Raw genomic sequence first — 17,866 nt, forward strand, 5'->3', positions numbered from 1 at the left:
GGCGCTCCCGGCGGCGACGGGGAAAAGCCGTCCCCGGCTCCCGGGGGCCGTCAGAGGCGTTCCTCCCGGGGGGCCGTCAGAGGCGTTCGAGGATGGTGGCGGTGGCCAGGGCGCCGCCCGCGCACATCGACACCAGCGCGGTCGAGGAGTCCGACCGCTCCAGCTCGTGCAGGGCGCTGGTGACCAGCCGGGAGCCGGTGGCGCCGACGGGGTGGCCGATCGCGATGGCCCCGCCGTTGACGTTGACCCGGTCCATGTCCGGCTCGTGCACCGACGCCCAGGACAGGACGACCGAGGCGAACGCCTCGTTCACCTCGAAGCGATCGATGTCGCCGACGGTCATGCCGGCCGCGGCCAGCACCCTGGCGGTGGCGTCCACTGGGCCGTCCAGGTGGTAGTACGGCTCGGCGCCGACCAGCGCCTGGGCGAGGATCCTGGCGCGGGGACGCAGGCCGTGCCGGGCGGCGGCCTCCTCGCTCATCAGCAGCACCGCCGCGGCGCCGTCGGAGATCTGCGAGGAGGTGCCCGCGGTGTGCAGGCCGTTCTCGCCGAGCACCGGCCGGAGCGCGGACAGTCCCTCCACCGTGGTCTCGCGCAGCCCCTGGTCCCGGCCGACCGTACGGCTCTCGCCGGTGGGCTGCCCGTCCTCGCCGAGGACCGGCGCGGTCACCTTGACGACCTCCCGGTCGTAGCGCCCGTCGGCCCACGCCTTGGCGGCCAGCCGCTGGGACCGGGCGCCGAACCAGTCGAGCCGCTCGCGGGTCAGTCCGCGCCGCCGCGCGATCCGCTCGGCGGCGGTGAACTGGTCGGGCATGTCGATGGACCAGTCGTCAGGACGGGGACTGGCGGGCAGCACGTTGCTGCCGAGCGGCGCCCGGCTCATCACCTCCACGCCGCAGGCGACGCCGACCTCGATGACGCCCGCCTGGATGAGGGCCGCGGTCAGGTGCACGGCCTGCTGGGAGGAGCCGCACTGCGCGTCGACGGTGGTCACGCCCGTCTGGTACGGCAGGCCCGCGTAGAGCCACGCGTAGCGCCCGACGTGGCCGCCCTGCTCGCCCGCCTGGGTCACGCACCCGGTGAAGACCTGCTCGACGGCGGCCGGGTCGATCCCGGCCCGGTCCACCAGTCCCTTCAGCGCGGCGGCGAGCACCGCCTGCGGTTTCAGGCCGGCCAGGTGGCCGTTCCGCTTGCCGATCGGAGTGCGTACGGCCTCGACGATCACTGCACCCATCCGAGATCTCCTCGTCTGACGGCCCGGAACCCGTACCCGGCTCCAGAACAACGCTCCAGTCGCCTCGCATGCGACTGTAACGAGTTCTAGTTTCACGCGGAAGGCGTGACCGGGAAATCGGCGAGCAGGCGGGTGGCGGCGATCTCGACGCGACGCTGGATCTGTTCGTGGGTGCGGCGCCCGCGCAACATCTCCAGCAGTTCGTGCACCCATACGCTCGCGAGCGAGCTGGCGAGGGCGAACTGCTCCTCGGTGGCCGTCTCCGCGGTGAGCCCGTTCCCGGCGACCCGGAGCAGCAGGCCCGCCATGCGGTCGCCGAAGGGGGTGTCCACCTCGGCCATGATCAGCGAGCGGATGAGCGCGTCGGCCAGCTCGGGCTCGCGCATGAGGCCCCGGGTGGCGCGCATGAGGACGTCGACGGCGCGGCCGGGCGGTGTGGCGGCGCTGGGCGGGCGGCGCTCGATGCTGTTCTCCAGCAGGTCGATCTCCTCGCCGACGACGGCGACGACCAGGTCCATCTTGGAGGGGAAGTAGCGGTAGAGCGTGCCGAGCGCGACGCCCGCGCGCTCGGCGACGGTGCGCATCTGCATGGCCTCGACGCCGCCGCGCGAGGCGAGGGCGGCGGCGGCCTGCACGATCCGCTTGCGCCGCTGGTGCTGGCTTCTCGTGCGGACGCCGGTGGACGCCGGTTCGCTGGCCACGCCGGGGGCCCCCTTGCTCGTGGACGGTCCGGCGGTGCTCGGTGCGGAGGTGCCGGTGGCGCGCGAGGTGGGCGCCGCGGTCGCATGCGGAGTGCGCATAAGAACACGTTATCTGACTTCTGCGTACTCCGGCTGGTTACCGGCCAGTCACAAAGATGCCAGGGCTTACACGGCTTATGTCCTATAAGCGAATGTTGTGAATCCCCGTTATGGATGACCTCTGGACAATTAATAGAATCTGTTCTACTTTTCGAGCGGCTGCCTGAGCACCCTCCCGGGAGGCGCGATGTCAGGGGAAGCTGCCGGAGGAACACTGGCGGAGCTGCTGGAACGACGTGCCGGAGACGACCGGCCCGGCCTGCTCTTCGAGGACCGGGCCTGGAGCTGGCGGGAGTACGTCGCGGAGTGCCGGGCCCGCGCCGCCTGGATGGACGGGCGGGCGAGGGAACCGGGCCGGACGCGGGAGCCGGACCGGACGCGGGAGACGGGCCGGACGCGAGAGCCGGACCGGACGCGGGAGACGGGCGCCCGGAGGCGGCCCCTGCATGTGGGCGTCCTGTTCGACAACGTTCCGGAGATGCTGTTCCTGCTGGGCGGCGCGGCTCTGTCCGGCCACGTGGTCGTCGCCCTCAACCCGACCCGGGGCCCCGCCGAGCTGGCCGGGGACGCCGACGCCGCCGACGTCGGCCCGATCCTCCACGATCCCGCCTACGCCGACCTCGCCGCCCAGGTGACCGCCCTGCGTCAGGGCCCTCCCGGAACGGCCCGCGCGGCGCCCCTCTCCTCCTCGTCGTCGCCCCCGGGGCCGGACGGGCTGGTGATGCTGATCTTCACCTCGGGAACCTCGGGACGGCCCCGGGCGGTGCGCGTGACGCAGCGGAAGATAGCGGTGCCGGGGGTGAGCCTGGGGGCGCTGCTCTCGCCGCAGGACGTCGTCTACTGCGCGATGCCGCTGTTCCACTCGGGAGCGATCATGGCGGCCTACGCTCCCGCCCTGGCCTCCGGGGCCGCCCTGGCGCTGCGCCGGAAGTTCTCCGCCTCGGGTCTCATGGCCGACGTCAGACGGTACGGCGTGACCTATCTGCACTACGTCGGCAAGGCCCTCTCCTACGTCCTGGCCACCCCGGAGTCCCCGGACGACCGGGACAACCCCCTGAAGATCGCCTTCGGGAACGAGGGGAGCGCCACCGCCGTCCGCCGCTTCGGCGAGCGCTTCGGGTGCCACGTCATCGACGCCTTCGGGTCCACCGAGACCGCGATCGCGATCACCCCCGACCCGTCCGGCCCGCCCGGCAGCCTGGGCCGGCTCCCCGAGGGCGTCGAGATCCGCGACCCGGCGGGCCGGAGGTGCCCCCCGGCGATCATCGAGAACGGCCGGTTGCTCAACGCGGACGAGGCGATCGGGGAACTGGTCAACACCGGCGGACTGGGCCTGTTCGACGGCTACTACAACGACCCCGAGGCCGATCGCGAGCGTGTCCGCGACGGCGAGTTCTGGTCCGGGGACATGGCCTACGCCGACGAGAAGGGCTACGTGTTCTTCGCCGGGCGCGGCACCGAACGGCTCCGCGTCGACGGGGAGAACCTCGCGGTCGCCCCGATCGAGGCGGTCGTCCGCGAGTTCCCCGGCGTCGTCGAGGCGGCCGTCTACCCGGTTCCCGACGCCGCGGCGGGGGACCAGGTCATGGCCGCCCTCGTCATGGAGGGCCCCTTCGACCCCGGCGCCTTCGCGGACTTCCTGGCCGGACGTCCGGAGATCGGGGCCAAGGCCGTGCCCCGCTACGTCCGCACCGCCGCGGAGCTGCCGCAGACCCCGTCCAACAAGATCATCAAGCGGCTGCTCGCCGCGGAGGCGTGGCGGACCGGCGACCCCGTGTGGTGGCGCCCGCCCCGTGAACCGGGCTGGCGGCGGCTGACCCCGCAGGACGTCACGGAGATCGAGCAGGAATTCGCCCGGCACGGGCGAGAGCACCTTCTGGAGCGCTAGTGGACTTCAACCTTGACGAGACACAGGAAGACCTGCGCAAACTCGCCGCGGAACTGTTCGCCGGGGAGGCGACCACCTCCCGGATCGAGGCGCACGAGGCGAGCGGCGCGCCGTACGACGCGGGCCTGTGGCGCTCCCTCGCCCAGGCGGGCCTGCTCGGCGCGTGCCTGCCGGAGGAGGCGGGCGGCGCGGGGCTCGGGCCGGTGGAGATGGCGGTGATCCTGCGCGAGGCCGGCGCCCACGTCGCGCCCGTGCCCCTGCTGCAGAGTCTGGTCACGGCGCTGACCGTCACCCGGTACGGCTCCCGCGAGCAGCGCGAGGCCCTCGCCCCGCTGGCCGAGGGGGAGATCGTCCTGGCCGCGGCGCCGCGCGAGCCCGGTCGCGCCCTCGGCGCCGTCCCGGCCGTCGCGGCCCGGCAGGAGGACGGGGGCTGGGTCCTGAGCGGACGCACGGGCGCGGTGCCGTACGGGGCCGAGGCGGTGAAGATCCTGGTCCCCGCCGCGACCGGTGCGACGACCGGCGAGGGGACCGGTGCGGGGGCCGGGGACGGGATCGGGCTGTTCCTGATCTCGCCGGGGGCCGCCGCCGCGACGCCCGTGCCGCTGTCCACCGGTGAACCGGGGGTCGCGCTCACCCTTGAGGACGTCCCCGGTGAACCGGTCGGCGCCGCCGACGGCGCGGCGTTCGCCGGTCTCCGGCGGCTGACGACGGCCGGGGCCGTCGCCGCAGTCTCCGGCGTGCTGGCCGGGGCGCTGGCGCTGACCACCGGATACCTCAAGACCCGAAAGCAGTTCGGCCGGGCGCTGGCCGAGTTCCAGGCGGTGACCATGCAGATCGCCGACGTCTACATCGCCGGGCGGGCGCTGGACGTGGCAGTCTGGTCGGGCGCCTGGCGGCTGGCCGAGGGGCTGGAGCAGGAGGCGGACGCCGACCTGGCCGTCGCCGCGTTCACCGCCGCCGACGCCGCGGTCCGGGCGCTCTACACCTGCCAGCACCTGCACGGCGGGATCGGGGTGGACGTGAGCTACCCGCTGCACCGCTACTTCGCCTGGGCCAAGCACCACGCCCACCTGCTGGGCGGGGCGCAGGCCCAGCTCGACACGATCGGAGCCCTCGTCTGATGCTGATCGACCTGACCCCCGAGCAGAAACGGCTCCGCGACGAGCTGCGCGAGTACTTCCGGGGCTGCCTGACCGCCGAGGACCGCAGGAAGATCGCCGATGATCCGTTCGGCGAGGCCTACATGGAGCACTGCCGCAGGCTCGGCCGCGACGGCAAGCTCGGGATCGGCTGGCCCAAGGAGTACGGCGGCGGCGGGTACGGCCCGCTGGAGCAGCAGATCTTCGCCAACGAGATCGCCCGCGCCGAGGTTCCGTACCCGCTCATCACCGTGCAGACCGTCGGTCCGACCCTGATGCAGTACGGCACGCGGGCGCAGAAGGAGTCCTTCCTGCCCCGCATCCTCGCCGGGGAGTGCCACTTCGCGATCGGCTACTCCGAGCCGGAGGCGGGCACCGACCTGGCGTCCCTGCGCACCACGGCGGTCCTGGACGGCGACCACTACGTGGTGAACGGCCAGAAGATCTTCACCTCCGGCGCGCACTACGCCCAGTACATCTGGCTGGCCGTCCGCACCGACCCGGACGCCAGGAAGCACCGCGGCATCACGATGATGATCGCCGACTGCTCGGACCCCGGCTTCTCCTGGACCCCGATCGTCACCATGGACGGGCGGCACCACACCAACGCCACCTACTACTCGGACGTGCGCGTCCCGGTGGACATGGTCGTGGGCGAGGTGAACAAGGGCTGGGACCTGATCGTCAACCAGCTCAACCACGAGCGGGTCACGCTCGGCCCGGCGGGCAACATCGGGCACACCTACGACCGGTTCCTGCGCTGGGCGCGGAACACCGGGCTGATCGAGGAGCCCGAGGTACGGCGGGCGCTGGGCCGGGTGTACGCCTGCTTCCGCACCAACGAGCTGCTCAACTGGCAGGTCGCGGCCAACATGGGCCTGGGCTGGCTGGGCGCCCCCGACGCCTCCGCCACCAAGGTCTACGGCTCGGAGCGCACGCAGGAGATCGGCCGGATCGTCGGCGACGTCCTGGCCCGCTACGGCGACCCGGCCGACCCGGAGACGGCGGAGTTCCTCGACCGGCTCGACCACGGCGTCAAGGGCGCGCTCGTGCTCACCTTCGGCGGAGGCGTCAACGAGGTGCAGCGTGAGCTGATCGCCATGCTCGGCCTGAACCTGCCGAGGCCGCCGCGATGAGGCCGGACACCGTCCCCTGCGCCGAACCCGCCGACCTGCCGGAGCCGCCCCGATGACCGTGACCACCGACGCCGCCCTCCACGAGCGGCTCATGGCGCTGGCCGAGCGGCGGATCGCGGCCGGTGAGGTCCCCGGGCCCGCGGCGGCGGACCCGGTCAACCTCCCGATGATCCGGCACTGGACCGACGCCATGGGCGACGCCAACCCGGTCTACACCGATCCCGAGGCGGCCGCGGCGAGCCCGCACGGCGGGATCGTTGCGCCCCCGGCGATGATCCAGGTCTGGACCATGCCCGGCGTGAACCGCAAGGCCGGGCAGCGGCCCACCCCGGTCGACGACGTGCTGGCCATGCTCAACGACGAGGGCGGCTACACCGGCGTGGTCGCGACGAACTGCGAGCAGACCTACCACCGGTACGTCCGGCCCGGCGAGCGGCTGTTCCCGGCGACCCGCCTCACCGGGCTGGCGGGCCCGAAGCGTACGGCGCTCGGCGAGGGGTACTTCGTGACCTGGAACGTCACCTGGTACTCCGGCGACGAGGCCGTGGCGGAGATGCTCTTCCGGGTGCTGAAGTTCCGTCCCCGGAAGCCGGAGGGCCCGGTCGGGGACGGGAACGCGCAGGACGGTGCCGGCAGGGAGGACACGCGGGACCGTACCGGGGAGAACGCGCAGGACGGTGCCGGGGAGAACGGGCGGGACCGCACCCGGGGGCGCGCGCCGTACCCGCTGAGACCGGCGATCAACGGGGACACCGCCTTCTTCTGGGAGGGCGTCGCCCGGGGAGAGCTCCGCATCCAGCGGTGCGGCAGCTGCGGGGAACTGCGGCACCCGCCCGGCCCGATGTGCCCGTCGTGCCGTTCGACCGACCGCGGATACGTCGTGGCGAGCGGTGAGGGCGAGGTCTTCAGCTACGTCGTGCACCACAACCCCCCGGTCCCGGGACGCCGGACGCCTTTCGTGGTCGCTGTGGTCCAGCTGCCGGAAGGGGTGCGGATCGTGGGAAACGTGGTGGACTGCGCTCCTTCGGAAGTGGGTATCGGTATGCCGTTGCGTGTGACGTACCGCCAGATGGACGACGAGCTCACCCTGCCCCTGTGGGCCCCTCGGGAGGCGTGATGCGGACACTGACCGAGGACCAGATCGCGATCGGGACCGTCCTGCCCGACCTCGTCATCCCGCTGACCCCCACCATGATCATCTCAACCGCCCTGGCGACGATGGACTTCACCGCGGTCCACCACGACGTCGAGGGCGCCAGGGCGCAGGGATCGAAGGACATCTTCCTCAACATCCTGACGACCATGGGCCTGGTCGAGCGCTACGTCACCGACTGGGCCGGTCCCGGAGCACTGATCCGCGGGATCAACGTCAGGCTCGGCGTCCCCGCCTACGCGGGCGACACCCTGACCTTCACCGGAACCGTCGTCGGCCACGAGAACGGCGAGTTCACCGTCGAGGTCCGCGGCGAGGTCAGCCTCGGCGACCACGCCACCGGCACCGTCCGCTTCTCCCCGCCCGGCGAGTAGGGTCCGTCCACGCCCTGTCCGCGCCCGTCCATGCCCGTCCATGCCCGTCCATGCCCGTCCGCGCCCGGTCCGCGACTCATCGGCGACTCATCTCATCGACCACGAGAGGTTCAGCACGTGTCTTCCCTTTCCGGCCGTACGGCCGTCGCCGGCATCGGCGCGACCGAGTTCTCCAAGCAGTCCGGCCGGTCCGAGCTCCGGCTCGCCGCCGAGGCCGTGCTCGCGGCGCTGGACGACGCGGGCCTGACCCCGGCCGACGTGGACGGGATGGTAACCTACACCCAGGACACCAACCAGGAGATCGCCGTCGCCCGCGAGGCGGGCATCGGCGACCTGTCGTTCTTCTCCCGTGTCCACTACGGCGGCGGCGCGGCCTGCGGCACGGTGCTGCACGCCGCGATGGCGGTGGCCACCGGGGTCGCCGAGACCGTCGTCTGCTACCGGGCCTTCAACGAGCGCTCCGGGCGCAGGTTCGGCCAGCCCGACGCCCGCATCGGCGGGGAGCCGTCGTCCCAGGGCCTGGAGATGAGCTGGCACGTGCCGTACGGCCTCATGACCCCGGCCGCCTGGGTCGCCATGTTCGCCCGGCGCTACATGCACGTCTACGGCGTGACGTCGGAGGATTTCGGCAGGGTCGCGGTGGCCATGCGCCGGCACGCGGCCACCAACCCGGCCGCCTGGTTCCACCGGCGGCCGATCACGCTTCGGGAGCACCAGGAATCCAAGTGGATCGTGGAGCCGCTGCACCTGCTCGACTGCTGCCAGGAGAGCGACGGCGCGGTGGCCCTGGTGGTCACCTCGGCCGAGCGCGCCCGTCACCTGCGCCGCTCACCCGCGGTGATCAAGGCTGCCGCCCAGGGATCGGGCGCGGGCCAGATGATGATGACCAGCTACTACCGTGATGACATGACCGGTCTGCCGGAGATGGGCGTCGTCGGCCGGAGGCTCTGGGAGCAGGCCCGGCTCGGGCCCGCGGACGTGCAGACCGCGATCCTCTACGACCACTTCACCCCGTTCGTCCTCACCCAGCTGGAGGAACTCGGGTTCTGCGGGCGCGGCGAGGCGCGGGACTACGTGGCCGACGGCGGCATCGAGATCGACGGGCGCCTGCCGGTGAACCCGCACGGCGGGCAGCTCGGCGAGGCGTACATCCACGGTATGAACGGCATCGCCGAGGCCGTACGCCAGATCCGCGGCACGTCGGTCAACCAGGTGGCAGGCGTGCACAACGTCCTCGTCACGGCCGGGACGGGCGTTCCCACCAGCGGGCTGATCCTGTCGGCCGACTGACCGGCGGCACCCACGACCCCGGCGGCGCCCACGGCCCCGGCGGCGTCTCTAGCCGCCGGCGCCGCCGAGTTCCGCCGCGGCGGCCTCGACGCCGGGATACGAGCGGAGCGTCCGGTCCAGCCTCGTGACCTGCAGGAGCCGGGCGAACCGGCCGTGGACTCCGCTCAGGACCAGACGCCCGCCCTCGCGCTGCACCTCGTGGAGGGTCTTCACCATCAGGTTCAGTCCCGAGGAGTCGCAGAAATCGAGGTGCTGGACGTCGATGACCAGGAGCGGCGGGGAGATGAGACGCGTGGCCTCCGCGATCTGGGCGTGGAGACGGGGGGCCGTCGCCATGTCGAGCTCACCCGACAGCCGCACGATGACGACGTCCCCGCTGAGTCCCGTGCTCGCCGAGAAGGTGGCGATTCCGCCGTAGTCGATCAATCTCATCGCTCCGCCTCTGCTACGCGGTCCGAAGACGCGGCCATGACTCCGCTCTGCGGTCATCCGATTGCAAAGAGCCTTTCACGTTTATCATCGCACAGGGCAAGGAAATCGGCCGGAAGGCGCGAGGACCGTTGTCCCCGGCCGGATACCCAACTGTCTCCTGCCCGCCCACCTGTGTGAAGGATCGGCGTCGCATGCCTCAGGGGATGGAGATGCTCGGGACGGCGAAGAAGACGATCAGAGCGATGGCGACGCAGATGAGGAAGCCGACCAGTTCCCACATCCAGTCGTGGTGCTCCTCACGCCTGGCCTTGACCGGCTTGCGGCCCGGCTTGCCCCTGCGGAGGGTCCTTCCGTCTCCGGGGATCGGGCGGCTCTCGGCGGCTTCGCCGTTCCCGGGAGCCCCGCCGTCCTCGGGGGCCGCACCGCCGCTGGAGGTCCCGCCGGTCCCGGAGCCCTCGGCGGTCCCGGCGGTCCCGGCGGTCCCGGCGGTCCCGGAGTCCTCGACGGTCCCGGGAGCCCCGGCGGTTCCCCAGCCCACGAGGGCTCTCCACTCCTCGACGGCCTTGGATCTCCCGGCGGTCCCGGAGCCCTCGGCGGTTCCCTGAGCCTCGTCCGCGGTCCCGCGGGCCGTCTCGCCGTCCGCGGTCCCGCGCGGGGCCGAGGCGACCAGCTTGTCGGTGTAGGCCAGGGCCGCCCGCTGCTCCTTGCTGAGCGGGCGGAACAGGTTCTCCAGCGGGGGGTAGTCCAGCCGGGGCGGATTGCTCTCCAGGATGTCCGCCGGGATCGGGGCCGACAGCGGCATCTCCACCCGGGGCCGGGGGCGCTGCAGACGGGGGCGGCGGGGCGGCGGGGCCGCGTCGTCGAGGGCCGACAACACCGCCCCGCGCAGCTTGGGCATCGGCTCGGTGGTCGCCTCGTGGGCGGAGACGGCGTCCGGGTCCGGCGGGGAGAAGAGGTCGTCCCCGGCCGGAGACGGGAAGGAGGGCACCGAGGACGCCGGGGACGCCGGGGACGCCGGGGAGAGGAGATCGCCCCCGGCAGGCGTGCCGATCCCGGCCTGCGACAGCGGCCACCCGGGAGCGGTCGGCCAGAGCGGCCTGACCGGCAGGGACGCGCCCACCGCGGACGCGGGCCGCGGGGCGGGAGCCGTACCGGCGCCGGAGGAGGCGAGCACCGTGGCGCGCAGGGACTCGGGCGGGACGGCCCAGGGCGCGCGGGCGAGCACGTCGCGGATCGGGGCGACGGAGAGGGCGCCGAACGCCTCCTCCATGCGGGCCGGGACGCGGACCGAGGCCAGGGCCAGGGTCAGGGCCTGGGCGAAACGCCGGCAGGCGCTCACGGTCAGCTCGTCGGCGGTGTCGGCGGCCACGTCGAGCACCCAGGACATCTCGACGGTGTCCATCTCGCACACGCCCGACAGGAACAGCACCTCGCGCTGGTGCGGGCGCAGGTCGCGCAGGACCCGGTCGACGAACGCGGTGACCGGGTCGGCGCCGGGGAGGGACGGGGCGTAGACGACGTCCCGCCGGGCGAACTCACGGCGGGCGAGCGCGTAGAGGGCGGCGCGCGGGGGTTCCACGGACGACACGGCGGTCAGGACGGCCACCACGGTGGCGCCTGCGGTTCCGGAATCCCCGAGCTGGTCCCGGCAGTAGGCGAACAGGCCGGCGGCGTACCGGTCGTAGAGGTCGGCGATCAGCTCGCCGCGTGATCGCTGGGTGAGAAGCGGTGGGGTCACGGCGGGACCGGTTCTTCTGGGGTTGGGCGGGTGGTGTGAAGCGTGGGGCGTATGGGGCATGGGAGGGCTCATGTCCACGATATGGGCAATGATGCCAAGTCAGCGAGACCCTTCGCATTATTGGATACCTATTTGATGTAGAACACGTTTGACTGGGGGAGACGGGACGAGACGGAAGCCGCCGCCGTAGGCTGATCCGCGGCGGATCGTGGGGCAGTCGGGGCAGGGGGCCGCGGCTCCGCCGGGAGACCAGGGGTACGCATGATCACATTTGACGGTGTCACCAAGCGGTACCCGGACGGGACCGTCGCCGTGGACGAACTCAGCCTGGAGGCGCCGACCGGGGAGATCACCGTCCTGGTGGGACCGTCGGGTTGCGGTAAGACCACATCGCTCCGGATGATCAACCGGATGATCGACCCGTCGGCCGGGCGCATCCTGCTCGACGGGGCGGACGTGACGACCGTCGACCCGCCCACCCTGCGGCGCGGCATCGGCTACGTCATCCAGCAGGCCGGTCTCTTCCCGCACCGCAAGATCGTCGACAACGTGGCGACGGTGCCCTACCTGCTCGGCTGGGACCGGAAGAAGGCGCGGTCCCGGGCCATGGACCTGCTGGAGCTGGTGGGGCTCGACCCCGGGCTCGCCGGGCGCTATCCCTTCCAGCTCTCCGGCGGCCAGCAGCAGCGCGTCGGCGTGGCGCGCGCGCTCGCGGCGGACCCGCCGGTGCTGCTGATGGACGAGCCGTTCAGCGCGGTGGACCCGATCGTGCGCGCGAGCCTCCAGGACGAGCTGCTCCGGCTGCAGGCCGAGCTCAACAAGACCATCGTGTTCGTCACCCACGACATCGACGAGGCCGTCAAGCTGGGCGACCGGGTGGCCGTGCTCCGGGTCGGCGGGCGCCTGGCGCAGCTCGCCGCTCCGGCGGAGCTGCTGGCCGAGCCCGCCGACGACTTCGTCCGCGAGTTCCTCGGCCGCGACCGGGGCATCCGGCGGCTGTCGTTCATCCCCGCCGACGGCCTGAGCCTGCGCACCGACCTGGTCGTGCCGGTCTCCGCCGACGTCTCCTCGGTGCGCGGTACGGCGGAGGCCTGGCTGGCCGTGGTGGACGCCGAGGGCGGGCCGCTGGGCTGGATCGCCCCGAAGGACCTGCCGGACTCCGGCGGCACGCTGGCCGAGGTGCCCGCGGCGCCGTACGGGACGTTCGTGAGAGGCCGTGACTCGTTGCGCGCCGCGCTGGACGCGACGCTGCTGTCCCCGTCGGGGAACGCGCTCGCGGTGGACGGCTCCGGCCGGGTCGAGGGCGTGGTGACCCGCGAGGCGCTGGGCGAGGCGCTGACCCGGATCGCGGAGGACGCGCGTGGGTGAGGAACCGCTGATCCGCTGGGAGTGGATCGGGAACAACGGGCCGTTGATCCGTGAGCTGGTCGCCGACAACATCATCATGGCGCTGGTACCGGTCCTCGTCGGGCTGCTGGTCGCGCTCCCTCTCGGGCTGGCGGCGGTCCGCTGGCGCTGGCTCTACCAGCCCACGGCCGGCGTGGTGAACGTGGTCTACTCGCTGCCCTCGCTGGCCGTCTTCATCGTGCTGCTCCCTATCACCGGCCTGGCCACCCGGACGACCGTCATGGTGCCGCTCGCCTTCTACGCGCTGGCCGTGCTGCTCCCGGCCGTGGTGGACGGGCTCGACTCCGTCCCCGAGCACGTCCGGCAGTCGGCGGTGGCCATGGGCTTCACCCCGGCGCGGCGGCTGCTCGCGGTCGAGCTGCCGATCGCGGTGCCGGTCGTGCTCGCCGGGCTGCGGGTGGCGACGGTCTCCAGCGTCAGCCTGGTGAGCGTGGGCGCGCTGGTCGGCCGGGGCGGGCTCGGCCACCTGTTCACCGACGGCTGGCAGCGGCAGTTCCCCACCCCGATCGTGGTGGGAATCGTCCTGATCGTGCTTCTGGCGGTGATCGCCGATCTGCTGCTGGTCCTGATCCAGCGGTGGCTGACCCCGTGGTCGGTGGCGCGGACGGCGACCCGGAGGGTGACGCAGGGGGCGGCCCGCGCGACGGCGCGACCGGCGGCGCAGTCGGCGGGGCAGCTGGCGGGGCAGTCGGTGGCGGGGCCGGGGCGGGGGGACGCCGCGTGAACTTCCTGATCGACTTCTTCGGGGACCCGGCCAACTGGTCCGGTCCGGACGGCATCCCGCTCCGCTTCGCCGAGCACCTGCAGTACACCGGGCTCTCGCTGCTGATCGCCGCGCTGATCGCGGTGCCGCTCGGGTTGTGGATCGGGCACACCGGCCGGGGCGCGCTGGCGGTGGTGCTGAGCGCCAACGCGGCACGCGCCCTGCCGACGCTGGGCCTGCTCGTCCTCATCGTGCTGCTGATGGGCGTCGGATCGGACGCGCCGGTGCTGATCCCGCTGGTGGCGCTGGCCGTACCGCCGATCCTGGTCAACACCTACGAGGGCATCCGGGGCGTGGACCCGGACCTGCGCGACGCGGCGTACGGCATGGGCCTGCGCGGCGGCCAGGTCCTCGGCCGGGTGCTGGTGCCGGTCGCGCTCCCGCTGATCCTGCTGGGCCTGCGGACCGCCGCGATCCAGGTGGTGGCGACCGCGACCGTGGCCGCCTACGTGGGCCTGGGCGGTCTGGGCCGCTACATCATCGACGGTCTGGCGACCCAGAAGTACCCGCTCACGGTGGGCGGCGCCGTCCTCGTGGCGCTGCTGGCCCTGGCGGTCCAGGGGTTGTTCACCCTGATCCAGCGTGTCTGCGTCTCCCCGGGGGTGAGCGGGCGCCAGAAGACCCGCTAATCTAACAAATACCCCCCGGTTTAGAAGGGAAATTGTGATGAAGCGCTTGTTCGGCACCGCGGCCGTCGTGTTGTCCGCGATGCTCACTCTCGGCGCGTGCGGCGGCGGCGATCCGCTCACCAGCGCCTCGCCCGCCCCGGCGGGCTCCGGCTCCGCACCCGCGGCCGGGGGGAAGGTCGTCATCGGCTCGGCCGACTTCCCGGAGAACGTCCTGCTGGCCGAGATCTACTCCCAGGCTCTGGCCGCCAAGGGCGTGCAGGTCGAGGAGAAGCTCAACGTCGGCAGCCGCGAGGTCCTCTACGACCAGATCAAGAGCGGCGGCCTGACGATCCTGCCCGAGTACGTCGGCTCGCTGCTGGCCTACGTCGACAAGGAGGCCACGGCCAAGAGCAAGGACGACGTCGTCGCCGCGCTCAAGGAGAAGCTCCCGGCCGAGCTGGAGATCCTGGAGCCCGCGGCGGCCGAGGACAACAACTCGCTGACCGTCACCAAGGCCACCGCCGAGAAGGACGGGCTGACCACGATCGAGGACCTGGCCAAGGTCGCGAAGAACTACGTGGTGGGCGGCCCGCCGGAGTTCCAGAGCCGCCAGGAGCAGAACTTCAAGGACACCTACGGCCTGGAGTTCAAGGAGTGGAAGAAGACCGGCGCCGCCACCGCCGACGCCATCAAGGACGGCACCGTCCAGGTCGGCAACGTCTTCACCACCGACCCCAAGATCGTCGTCAACGACCTGGTCTCCCTCCAGGACAACAAGAACGCCTTCGCGGCCGAGAACATCACGCCGCTGGTGAACAAGGCCGGCGTCAACGACACCGTCCGCACCACCCTGAACGCGGTCTCCGCCAAGCTCGACACCGCCGGCCTCGTCGCACTGATGAAGCGCGTCGCGATCGACAAGGAGAACCCCGACGCGGTGGCCAAGGACTGGCTGACGCAGAACGGCCTGCTGTAGTCCGGGACGGTCGTGCCGCCCGGGAAGCCCCGGAAACCCGAGAAGCTCAGGAAGCCCAGGAAGCCCAGGAAGCCCAGGAAGCGCGGAAGGGCCCCGTCCCCACGGGGCCCTTCCTCATCCCATGCCACCGGAGGTCCCTCTGACCTGTCCAGGCTCCCTCAAACCTCCGAAGACGCGGTGGGGGTGGATTCGGGCCCGGCGGAGAACCCGTAGGGTTGCGGCGTGAGGTGCGGAGGGCGGGATGAGTGAGTTCACCGAGGCGATGGCGCAGGTCGCCGGGGCGGTCTCGGTCGTGACGGTGCGGGACGGCCGCGACGACGTGGGCACGACCGTGACCACCTTCACCTCCGTCTCCCTGGAGCCGCCCCTGGTGATGGTCAGCCTGGCCGGCGGCGGCTACCTCAACGAGCTGCTGCTCCGCCACGACCGCTGGGCGGTGAGCGTGCTGTCCGCGGAGCAGAAGGCGATCGCCAGCCGCTTCGCCACCCCCGGCCGTCCCGGCGCCCGACTCCTGCTCGCCGGGACCCCGCACCACCGGGGCGACCTGAGCCAGGCGCTGATCGTGGAGAAGGGCGTCACCGCCCTGGAGGCCGAGACCACCCAGGTCGTCCCCGCCGGGGACCACACCCTCTACCTCGCCCGGGTCCTGGCCGTCGGCTACGTCGACTCCGCGGCCTCCCCGCTGGTACGGCTCCGCGGCCGCTACCGCCCCATCGGCTGAGCCCGGACGCCCGCCGGCGGTCGCGCGGCCCCGGTGGCGACCGGCGTGACGACCAGGGTGCCGGTGATCTTGTCGGCGAAGGTCTGTCCCTTGGGGTCCCATAGCGGGAACAGGTAACCGATGCCGAGGGGGAGGGCGTCGACGATGTGGCAGAACGACCGGGCCATGGCCGTACCGGCGCCGACGAACAGGCCGCTCTCCTCCTGGACCAGCCAGATTCCCGCGACCCGCTTGCCCGGTGTCTGACCGTGGGCGCCTTCCTCAATCCTGATCAGGAGCCCCATCAGCACAATCACGACGAGGCTCAGGATCGGGAAGGTGAGGTCGGGGGAACGGAAGCGCATGGGCTGCAGGGAGAGGACGAGCACCGGGACGCAGGGGAAAAGACCGTCGACGACGAACGCTCCGGCCCGCGCGCCCCAGCCCGCCGGCCGAGCCGAGCCGCCCGGCAGCGGGTCGCCCACCGCGTGGCCGTTCTTCCGGATCCGGCCGTCGTCGGTGGAGAAGAGGGACCGGAAGAAGACCGCGAGCCAGGCGAGCCACAAGACGCTGAGCTCTCTGTGGATGATCAGGAAGAGCTGTTCGGGCGAGTCGGGCCTCAGCTCCGTACCATCTACGACGACGGCTATGGCGCTCAGGACGTAGAAGGCGATCGTGGCGAGACCGAGCACGTATGCCCCCCTCGATCTCCGCCAGAAGACGCCCGCGAGGAGGAGGAACCATACGGTCAGGGTGATTCGGGTTACCCATGCGAGCCATGGGACCGACCCGTCTGACGGCAGGAGCCAATTCAGCAGGACCGACACCGCCGTCGCGATCCCGGCGGTCAACGCCATGCTCTCCAGCGCGCGCCTCGGCCCGCTGGGCGCCGCCCAGGCCGCGAACGTCACCGACAGAAAGGCCAGGCACCACACCGCGGTGACGATGGAGTAGCCGAGGGATCCCGTGAAGACGGGGTAATTGAGGTTCACGATGAAGAGGACGCCCGCCAGAGCACCGGCGAGCATGCACAGCCGGAGCATCACTGTCATGGCCCTGCCGAAAGGGCTCGCCGGATGGGCGAGGCCGGCGGCCGACGTCCAGCCGCCGGATACGGCCTGCGGCGGTGCCTGTCCGGGCCGGGGGACGGCGGAAGCGGATCGCGTGGGCAGGACCGGCTCGACCAGGGTCGGCGAGGCCGGAGCGGCACCGGCCACGGAACCCGGGACGGGACTCGCGACGGAGCCCGTTCTTGCGAATCCAGCCGGGTCCTCCCGGCCCGCCCGGCCTTGGCCGGTCAGGTCCCGGAGCACCTCGGCCGCTGACGGCCGCCGCTCCGGCTGCTTGGCCAGGCAGCGGGCGGCGATGCCGCGCAGCGGCTCGGGCAGGGCGGACAGGTCGGGTTCGTGGTTCAGGATGCGGTTCATCACCGACGGAACGCTGTCGCTGCCGAAGGCGGCCTTCCCGGTCGCGGCGTAGACCATCGTCAGCGCCCAGGAGAAGACGTCCGAGGCCGGCCCGGCGGGCTCACCGGAGATCTGCTCAGGGGACATGTAGGCGGGGGTGCCGACGACCCCGCTGGTCATGGTGGCGGTGGCGTCCAGGGCCCTGGCGATGCCGAAGTCGATGACCCGGGGGCCGTCGATGGACAGCAGCACGTTGGTGGGCTTGAAGTCCCGGTGCACGATGCCCGCCCGGTGCACGGCGGCCAGCGCGGCGACGGTGCCGATGGCCAGCCGGTGCAGGCCGCCGGGGTCGCGCGGCCCGTCGCGGCGGATCAGGTCCTGCAGGGACTCACCGTCGACGTACTCGCTGACCACGTACGGGCGCGTGCCGATCAGTCCGGTGTCCAGCACCCGGGCGGTGCAGAACTCCTCGACGGCCCGGGCGGCGTCGACCTCTCTCAGGAAACGCCTGCGGGCCTGCTCGTCCCCGACCAGATGAGCATGGAGGACCTTGACCGCGACGCGGCCGCCGGACGGCGTCAGGCCCAGGTAGACGATTCCCTGGCCGCCCCGGCCCAGCACGGAGGCGATCCGGTAGTCGCCCACCTGCTCAGGATCTTCCGGGGACAGGGCGCGGTGATCCGTCATCGGCACTCCCCCTGTCGTGTGCACACGTGATCGAACCCGAACACTACGGGATAGATCACTTGTGCCGGAAGGCCTGGGATCCCGGCCTGCGGGGTCCGTCCCTCCGGCCCGCCGTACGACCGGCCGGAGGGGCGG

At 72.2% G+C, this 17,866-nt stretch carries 16 protein-coding genes; 11 read left to right on the forward strand and 5 right to left on the reverse strand.

Features of this window, described 5'->3' with window-relative positions:
* Positions 1 to 76: 76 nt before the first annotated feature.
* Both IEZ08_RS07655 and IEZ08_RS07660 read right to left on the reverse strand, forming a co-directional pair.
* The gene (locus tag IEZ08_RS07655) at positions 77 to 1,234 is read right to left on the reverse strand and encodes a steroid 3-ketoacyl-CoA thiolase (RefSeq protein ID WP_068926713.1); all 1,158 of its coding nucleotides are present in this window, start codon (positions 1,232 to 1,234) and stop codon (positions 77 to 79) included.
* Between the two features lie 92 nt (positions 1,235 to 1,326).
* A complete protein-coding gene (locus tag IEZ08_RS07660) occupies positions 1,327 to 2,034 on the reverse strand; it encodes a TetR family transcriptional regulator (protein WP_084780676.1) in 708 nt (235 codons plus the stop codon).
* Between the two features lie 187 nt (positions 2,035 to 2,221).
* Here IEZ08_RS07660 and IEZ08_RS07665 point away from each other — a divergent pair, with 187 nt between their 5' ends.
* The 6 genes from IEZ08_RS07665 (at position 2,222) to IEZ08_RS07690 (ending at position 9,014) form a co-directional block, all read left to right on the forward strand.
* Entirely contained in the window at positions 2,222 to 3,922 is a 1,701-nt protein-coding gene (locus IEZ08_RS07665; protein ID WP_189241910.1) for an AMP-binding protein, read from the forward strand.
* Positions 3,922 to 5,043, forward strand: a complete 1,122-nt coding sequence (locus IEZ08_RS07670; protein WP_068926710.1) for an acyl-CoA dehydrogenase family protein — start codon at positions 3,922 to 3,924, stop codon at positions 5,041 to 5,043. Before IEZ08_RS07665 ends, IEZ08_RS07670 begins: the two co-directional genes overlap by 1 nt.
* On the forward strand, positions 5,043 to 6,197 hold the full coding sequence (locus IEZ08_RS07675) for an acyl-CoA dehydrogenase family protein (protein ID WP_068926708.1): 1,155 nt from the start codon (positions 5,043 to 5,045) through the stop codon (positions 6,195 to 6,197). Before IEZ08_RS07670 ends, IEZ08_RS07675 begins: the two co-directional genes overlap by 1 nt.
* 52 nt (positions 6,198 to 6,249) lie before the next feature.
* On the forward strand, positions 6,250 to 7,314 hold the full coding sequence (locus IEZ08_RS07680) for a bifunctional MaoC family dehydratase N-terminal/OB-fold nucleic acid binding domain-containing protein (protein ID WP_189241911.1): 1,065 nt from the start codon (positions 6,250 to 6,252) through the stop codon (positions 7,312 to 7,314).
* The gene (locus IEZ08_RS07685) at positions 7,314 to 7,724 is read left to right on the forward strand and encodes a MaoC/PaaZ C-terminal domain-containing protein (RefSeq protein ID WP_068926704.1); all 411 of its coding nucleotides are present in this window, start codon (positions 7,314 to 7,316) and stop codon (positions 7,722 to 7,724) included. The genes IEZ08_RS07680 and IEZ08_RS07685 overlap by 1 nt, the downstream gene beginning before the upstream one ends.
* A 117-nt stretch (positions 7,725 to 7,841) precedes the next feature.
* On the forward strand, positions 7,842 to 9,014 hold the full coding sequence (locus IEZ08_RS07690) for a lipid-transfer protein (RefSeq protein WP_068926702.1): 1,173 nt from the start codon (positions 7,842 to 7,844) through the stop codon (positions 9,012 to 9,014).
* A gap of 48 nt (positions 9,015 to 9,062) precedes the next feature.
* Here the strand turns inward: IEZ08_RS07690 and IEZ08_RS07695 are convergent, their stop codons facing one another.
* Both IEZ08_RS07695 and IEZ08_RS07700 read right to left on the reverse strand, forming a co-directional pair.
* On the reverse strand, positions 9,063 to 9,446 hold the full coding sequence (locus tag IEZ08_RS07695; protein WP_068926700.1) for an STAS domain-containing protein: 384 nt from the start codon (positions 9,444 to 9,446) through the stop codon (positions 9,063 to 9,065).
* Between the two features lie 196 nt (positions 9,447 to 9,642).
* Positions 9,643 to 11,184, reverse strand: a complete 1,542-nt coding sequence (locus IEZ08_RS07700; protein ID WP_189241912.1) for a sigma-70 RNA polymerase sigma factor region 4 domain-containing protein — start codon at positions 11,182 to 11,184, stop codon at positions 9,643 to 9,645.
* Between the two features lie 261 nt (positions 11,185 to 11,445).
* On the opposite strand from IEZ08_RS07700, the gene IEZ08_RS07705 reads away from it, so the two are divergent.
* The 5 genes from IEZ08_RS07705 (at position 11,446) to IEZ08_RS07725 (ending at position 15,659) form a co-directional block, all read left to right on the forward strand.
* A complete protein-coding gene (locus tag IEZ08_RS07705) occupies positions 11,446 to 12,552 on the forward strand; it encodes an ABC transporter ATP-binding protein (protein ID WP_068926696.1) in 1,107 nt (368 codons plus the stop codon).
* Positions 12,545 to 13,315, forward strand: coding sequence for an ABC transporter permease (locus tag IEZ08_RS07710; protein ID WP_084780674.1), 771 nt, complete (start codon positions 12,545 to 12,547; stop codon positions 13,313 to 13,315). The genes IEZ08_RS07705 and IEZ08_RS07710 overlap by 8 nt, the downstream gene beginning before the upstream one ends.
* Positions 13,312 to 13,983: an ABC transporter permease gene (locus tag IEZ08_RS07715; RefSeq protein ID WP_068926694.1), complete on the forward strand. Its 672-nt coding sequence runs from the start codon at positions 13,312 to 13,314 to the stop codon at positions 13,981 to 13,983. The genes IEZ08_RS07710 and IEZ08_RS07715 overlap by 4 nt, the downstream gene beginning before the upstream one ends.
* A gap of 37 nt (positions 13,984 to 14,020) precedes the next feature.
* Positions 14,021 to 14,938, forward strand: a complete 918-nt coding sequence (locus tag IEZ08_RS07720; protein ID WP_068926692.1) for an ABC transporter substrate-binding protein — start codon at positions 14,021 to 14,023, stop codon at positions 14,936 to 14,938.
* 241 nt (positions 14,939 to 15,179) lie between these two features.
* Complete coding sequence (locus IEZ08_RS07725; RefSeq protein ID WP_068926690.1) at positions 15,180 to 15,659, forward strand: flavin reductase family protein; 480 nt, start codon at positions 15,180 to 15,182, stop codon at positions 15,657 to 15,659.
* Here IEZ08_RS07725 and IEZ08_RS07730 read toward each other — a convergent pair.
* Entirely contained in the window at positions 15,641 to 17,731 is a 2,091-nt protein-coding gene (locus IEZ08_RS07730) for a protein kinase domain-containing protein (RefSeq protein ID WP_068926688.1), read from the reverse strand. The two genes, IEZ08_RS07725 and IEZ08_RS07730, sit on opposite strands and share 19 nt — an antisense overlap.
* Positions 17,732 to 17,866: the final 135 nt, after the last annotated feature.

The sequence above is a fragment of the Planobispora rosea genome, from assembly GCF_014648175.1.
Classification (GTDB): domain Bacteria; phylum Actinomycetota; class Actinomycetes; order Streptosporangiales; family Streptosporangiaceae; genus Planobispora; species Planobispora rosea.

Coding starts and splice junctions, on each gene's coding strand:
- IEZ08_RS07655 (WP_068926713.1), bottom strand. CDS start 1,234: ATGGGTGCAGTGATCGTCGAGGCCGTACGCACTCCGATCGGCAAGCGG.
- IEZ08_RS07660 (WP_084780676.1), bottom strand. CDS start 2,034: ATGCGCACTCCGCATGCGACCGCGGCGCCCACCTCGCGCGCCACCGGC.
- IEZ08_RS07665 (WP_189241910.1), top strand. CDS start 2,222: ATGTCAGGGGAAGCTGCCGGAGGAACACTGGCGGAGCTGCTGGAACGA.
- IEZ08_RS07675 (WP_068926708.1), top strand. CDS start 5,043: ATGCTGATCGACCTGACCCCCGAGCAGAAACGGCTCCGCGACGAGCTG.
- IEZ08_RS07680 (WP_189241911.1), top strand. CDS start 6,250: ATGACCGTGACCACCGACGCCGCCCTCCACGAGCGGCTCATGGCGCTG.
- IEZ08_RS07685 (WP_068926704.1), top strand. CDS start 7,314: ATGCGGACACTGACCGAGGACCAGATCGCGATCGGGACCGTCCTGCCC.
- IEZ08_RS07695 (WP_068926700.1), bottom strand. CDS start 9,446: ATGAGATTGATCGACTACGGCGGAATCGCCACCTTCTCGGCGAGCACG.
- IEZ08_RS07705 (WP_068926696.1), top strand. CDS start 11,446: ATGATCACATTTGACGGTGTCACCAAGCGGTACCCGGACGGGACCGTC.
- IEZ08_RS07720 (WP_068926692.1), top strand. CDS start 14,021: ATGAAGCGCTTGTTCGGCACCGCGGCCGTCGTGTTGTCCGCGATGCTC.
- IEZ08_RS07725 (WP_068926690.1), top strand. CDS start 15,180: ATGAGTGAGTTCACCGAGGCGATGGCGCAGGTCGCCGGGGCGGTCTCG.
- IEZ08_RS07730 (WP_068926688.1), bottom strand. CDS start 17,731: ATGACGGATCACCGCGCCCTGTCCCCGGAAGATCCTGAGCAGGTGGGC.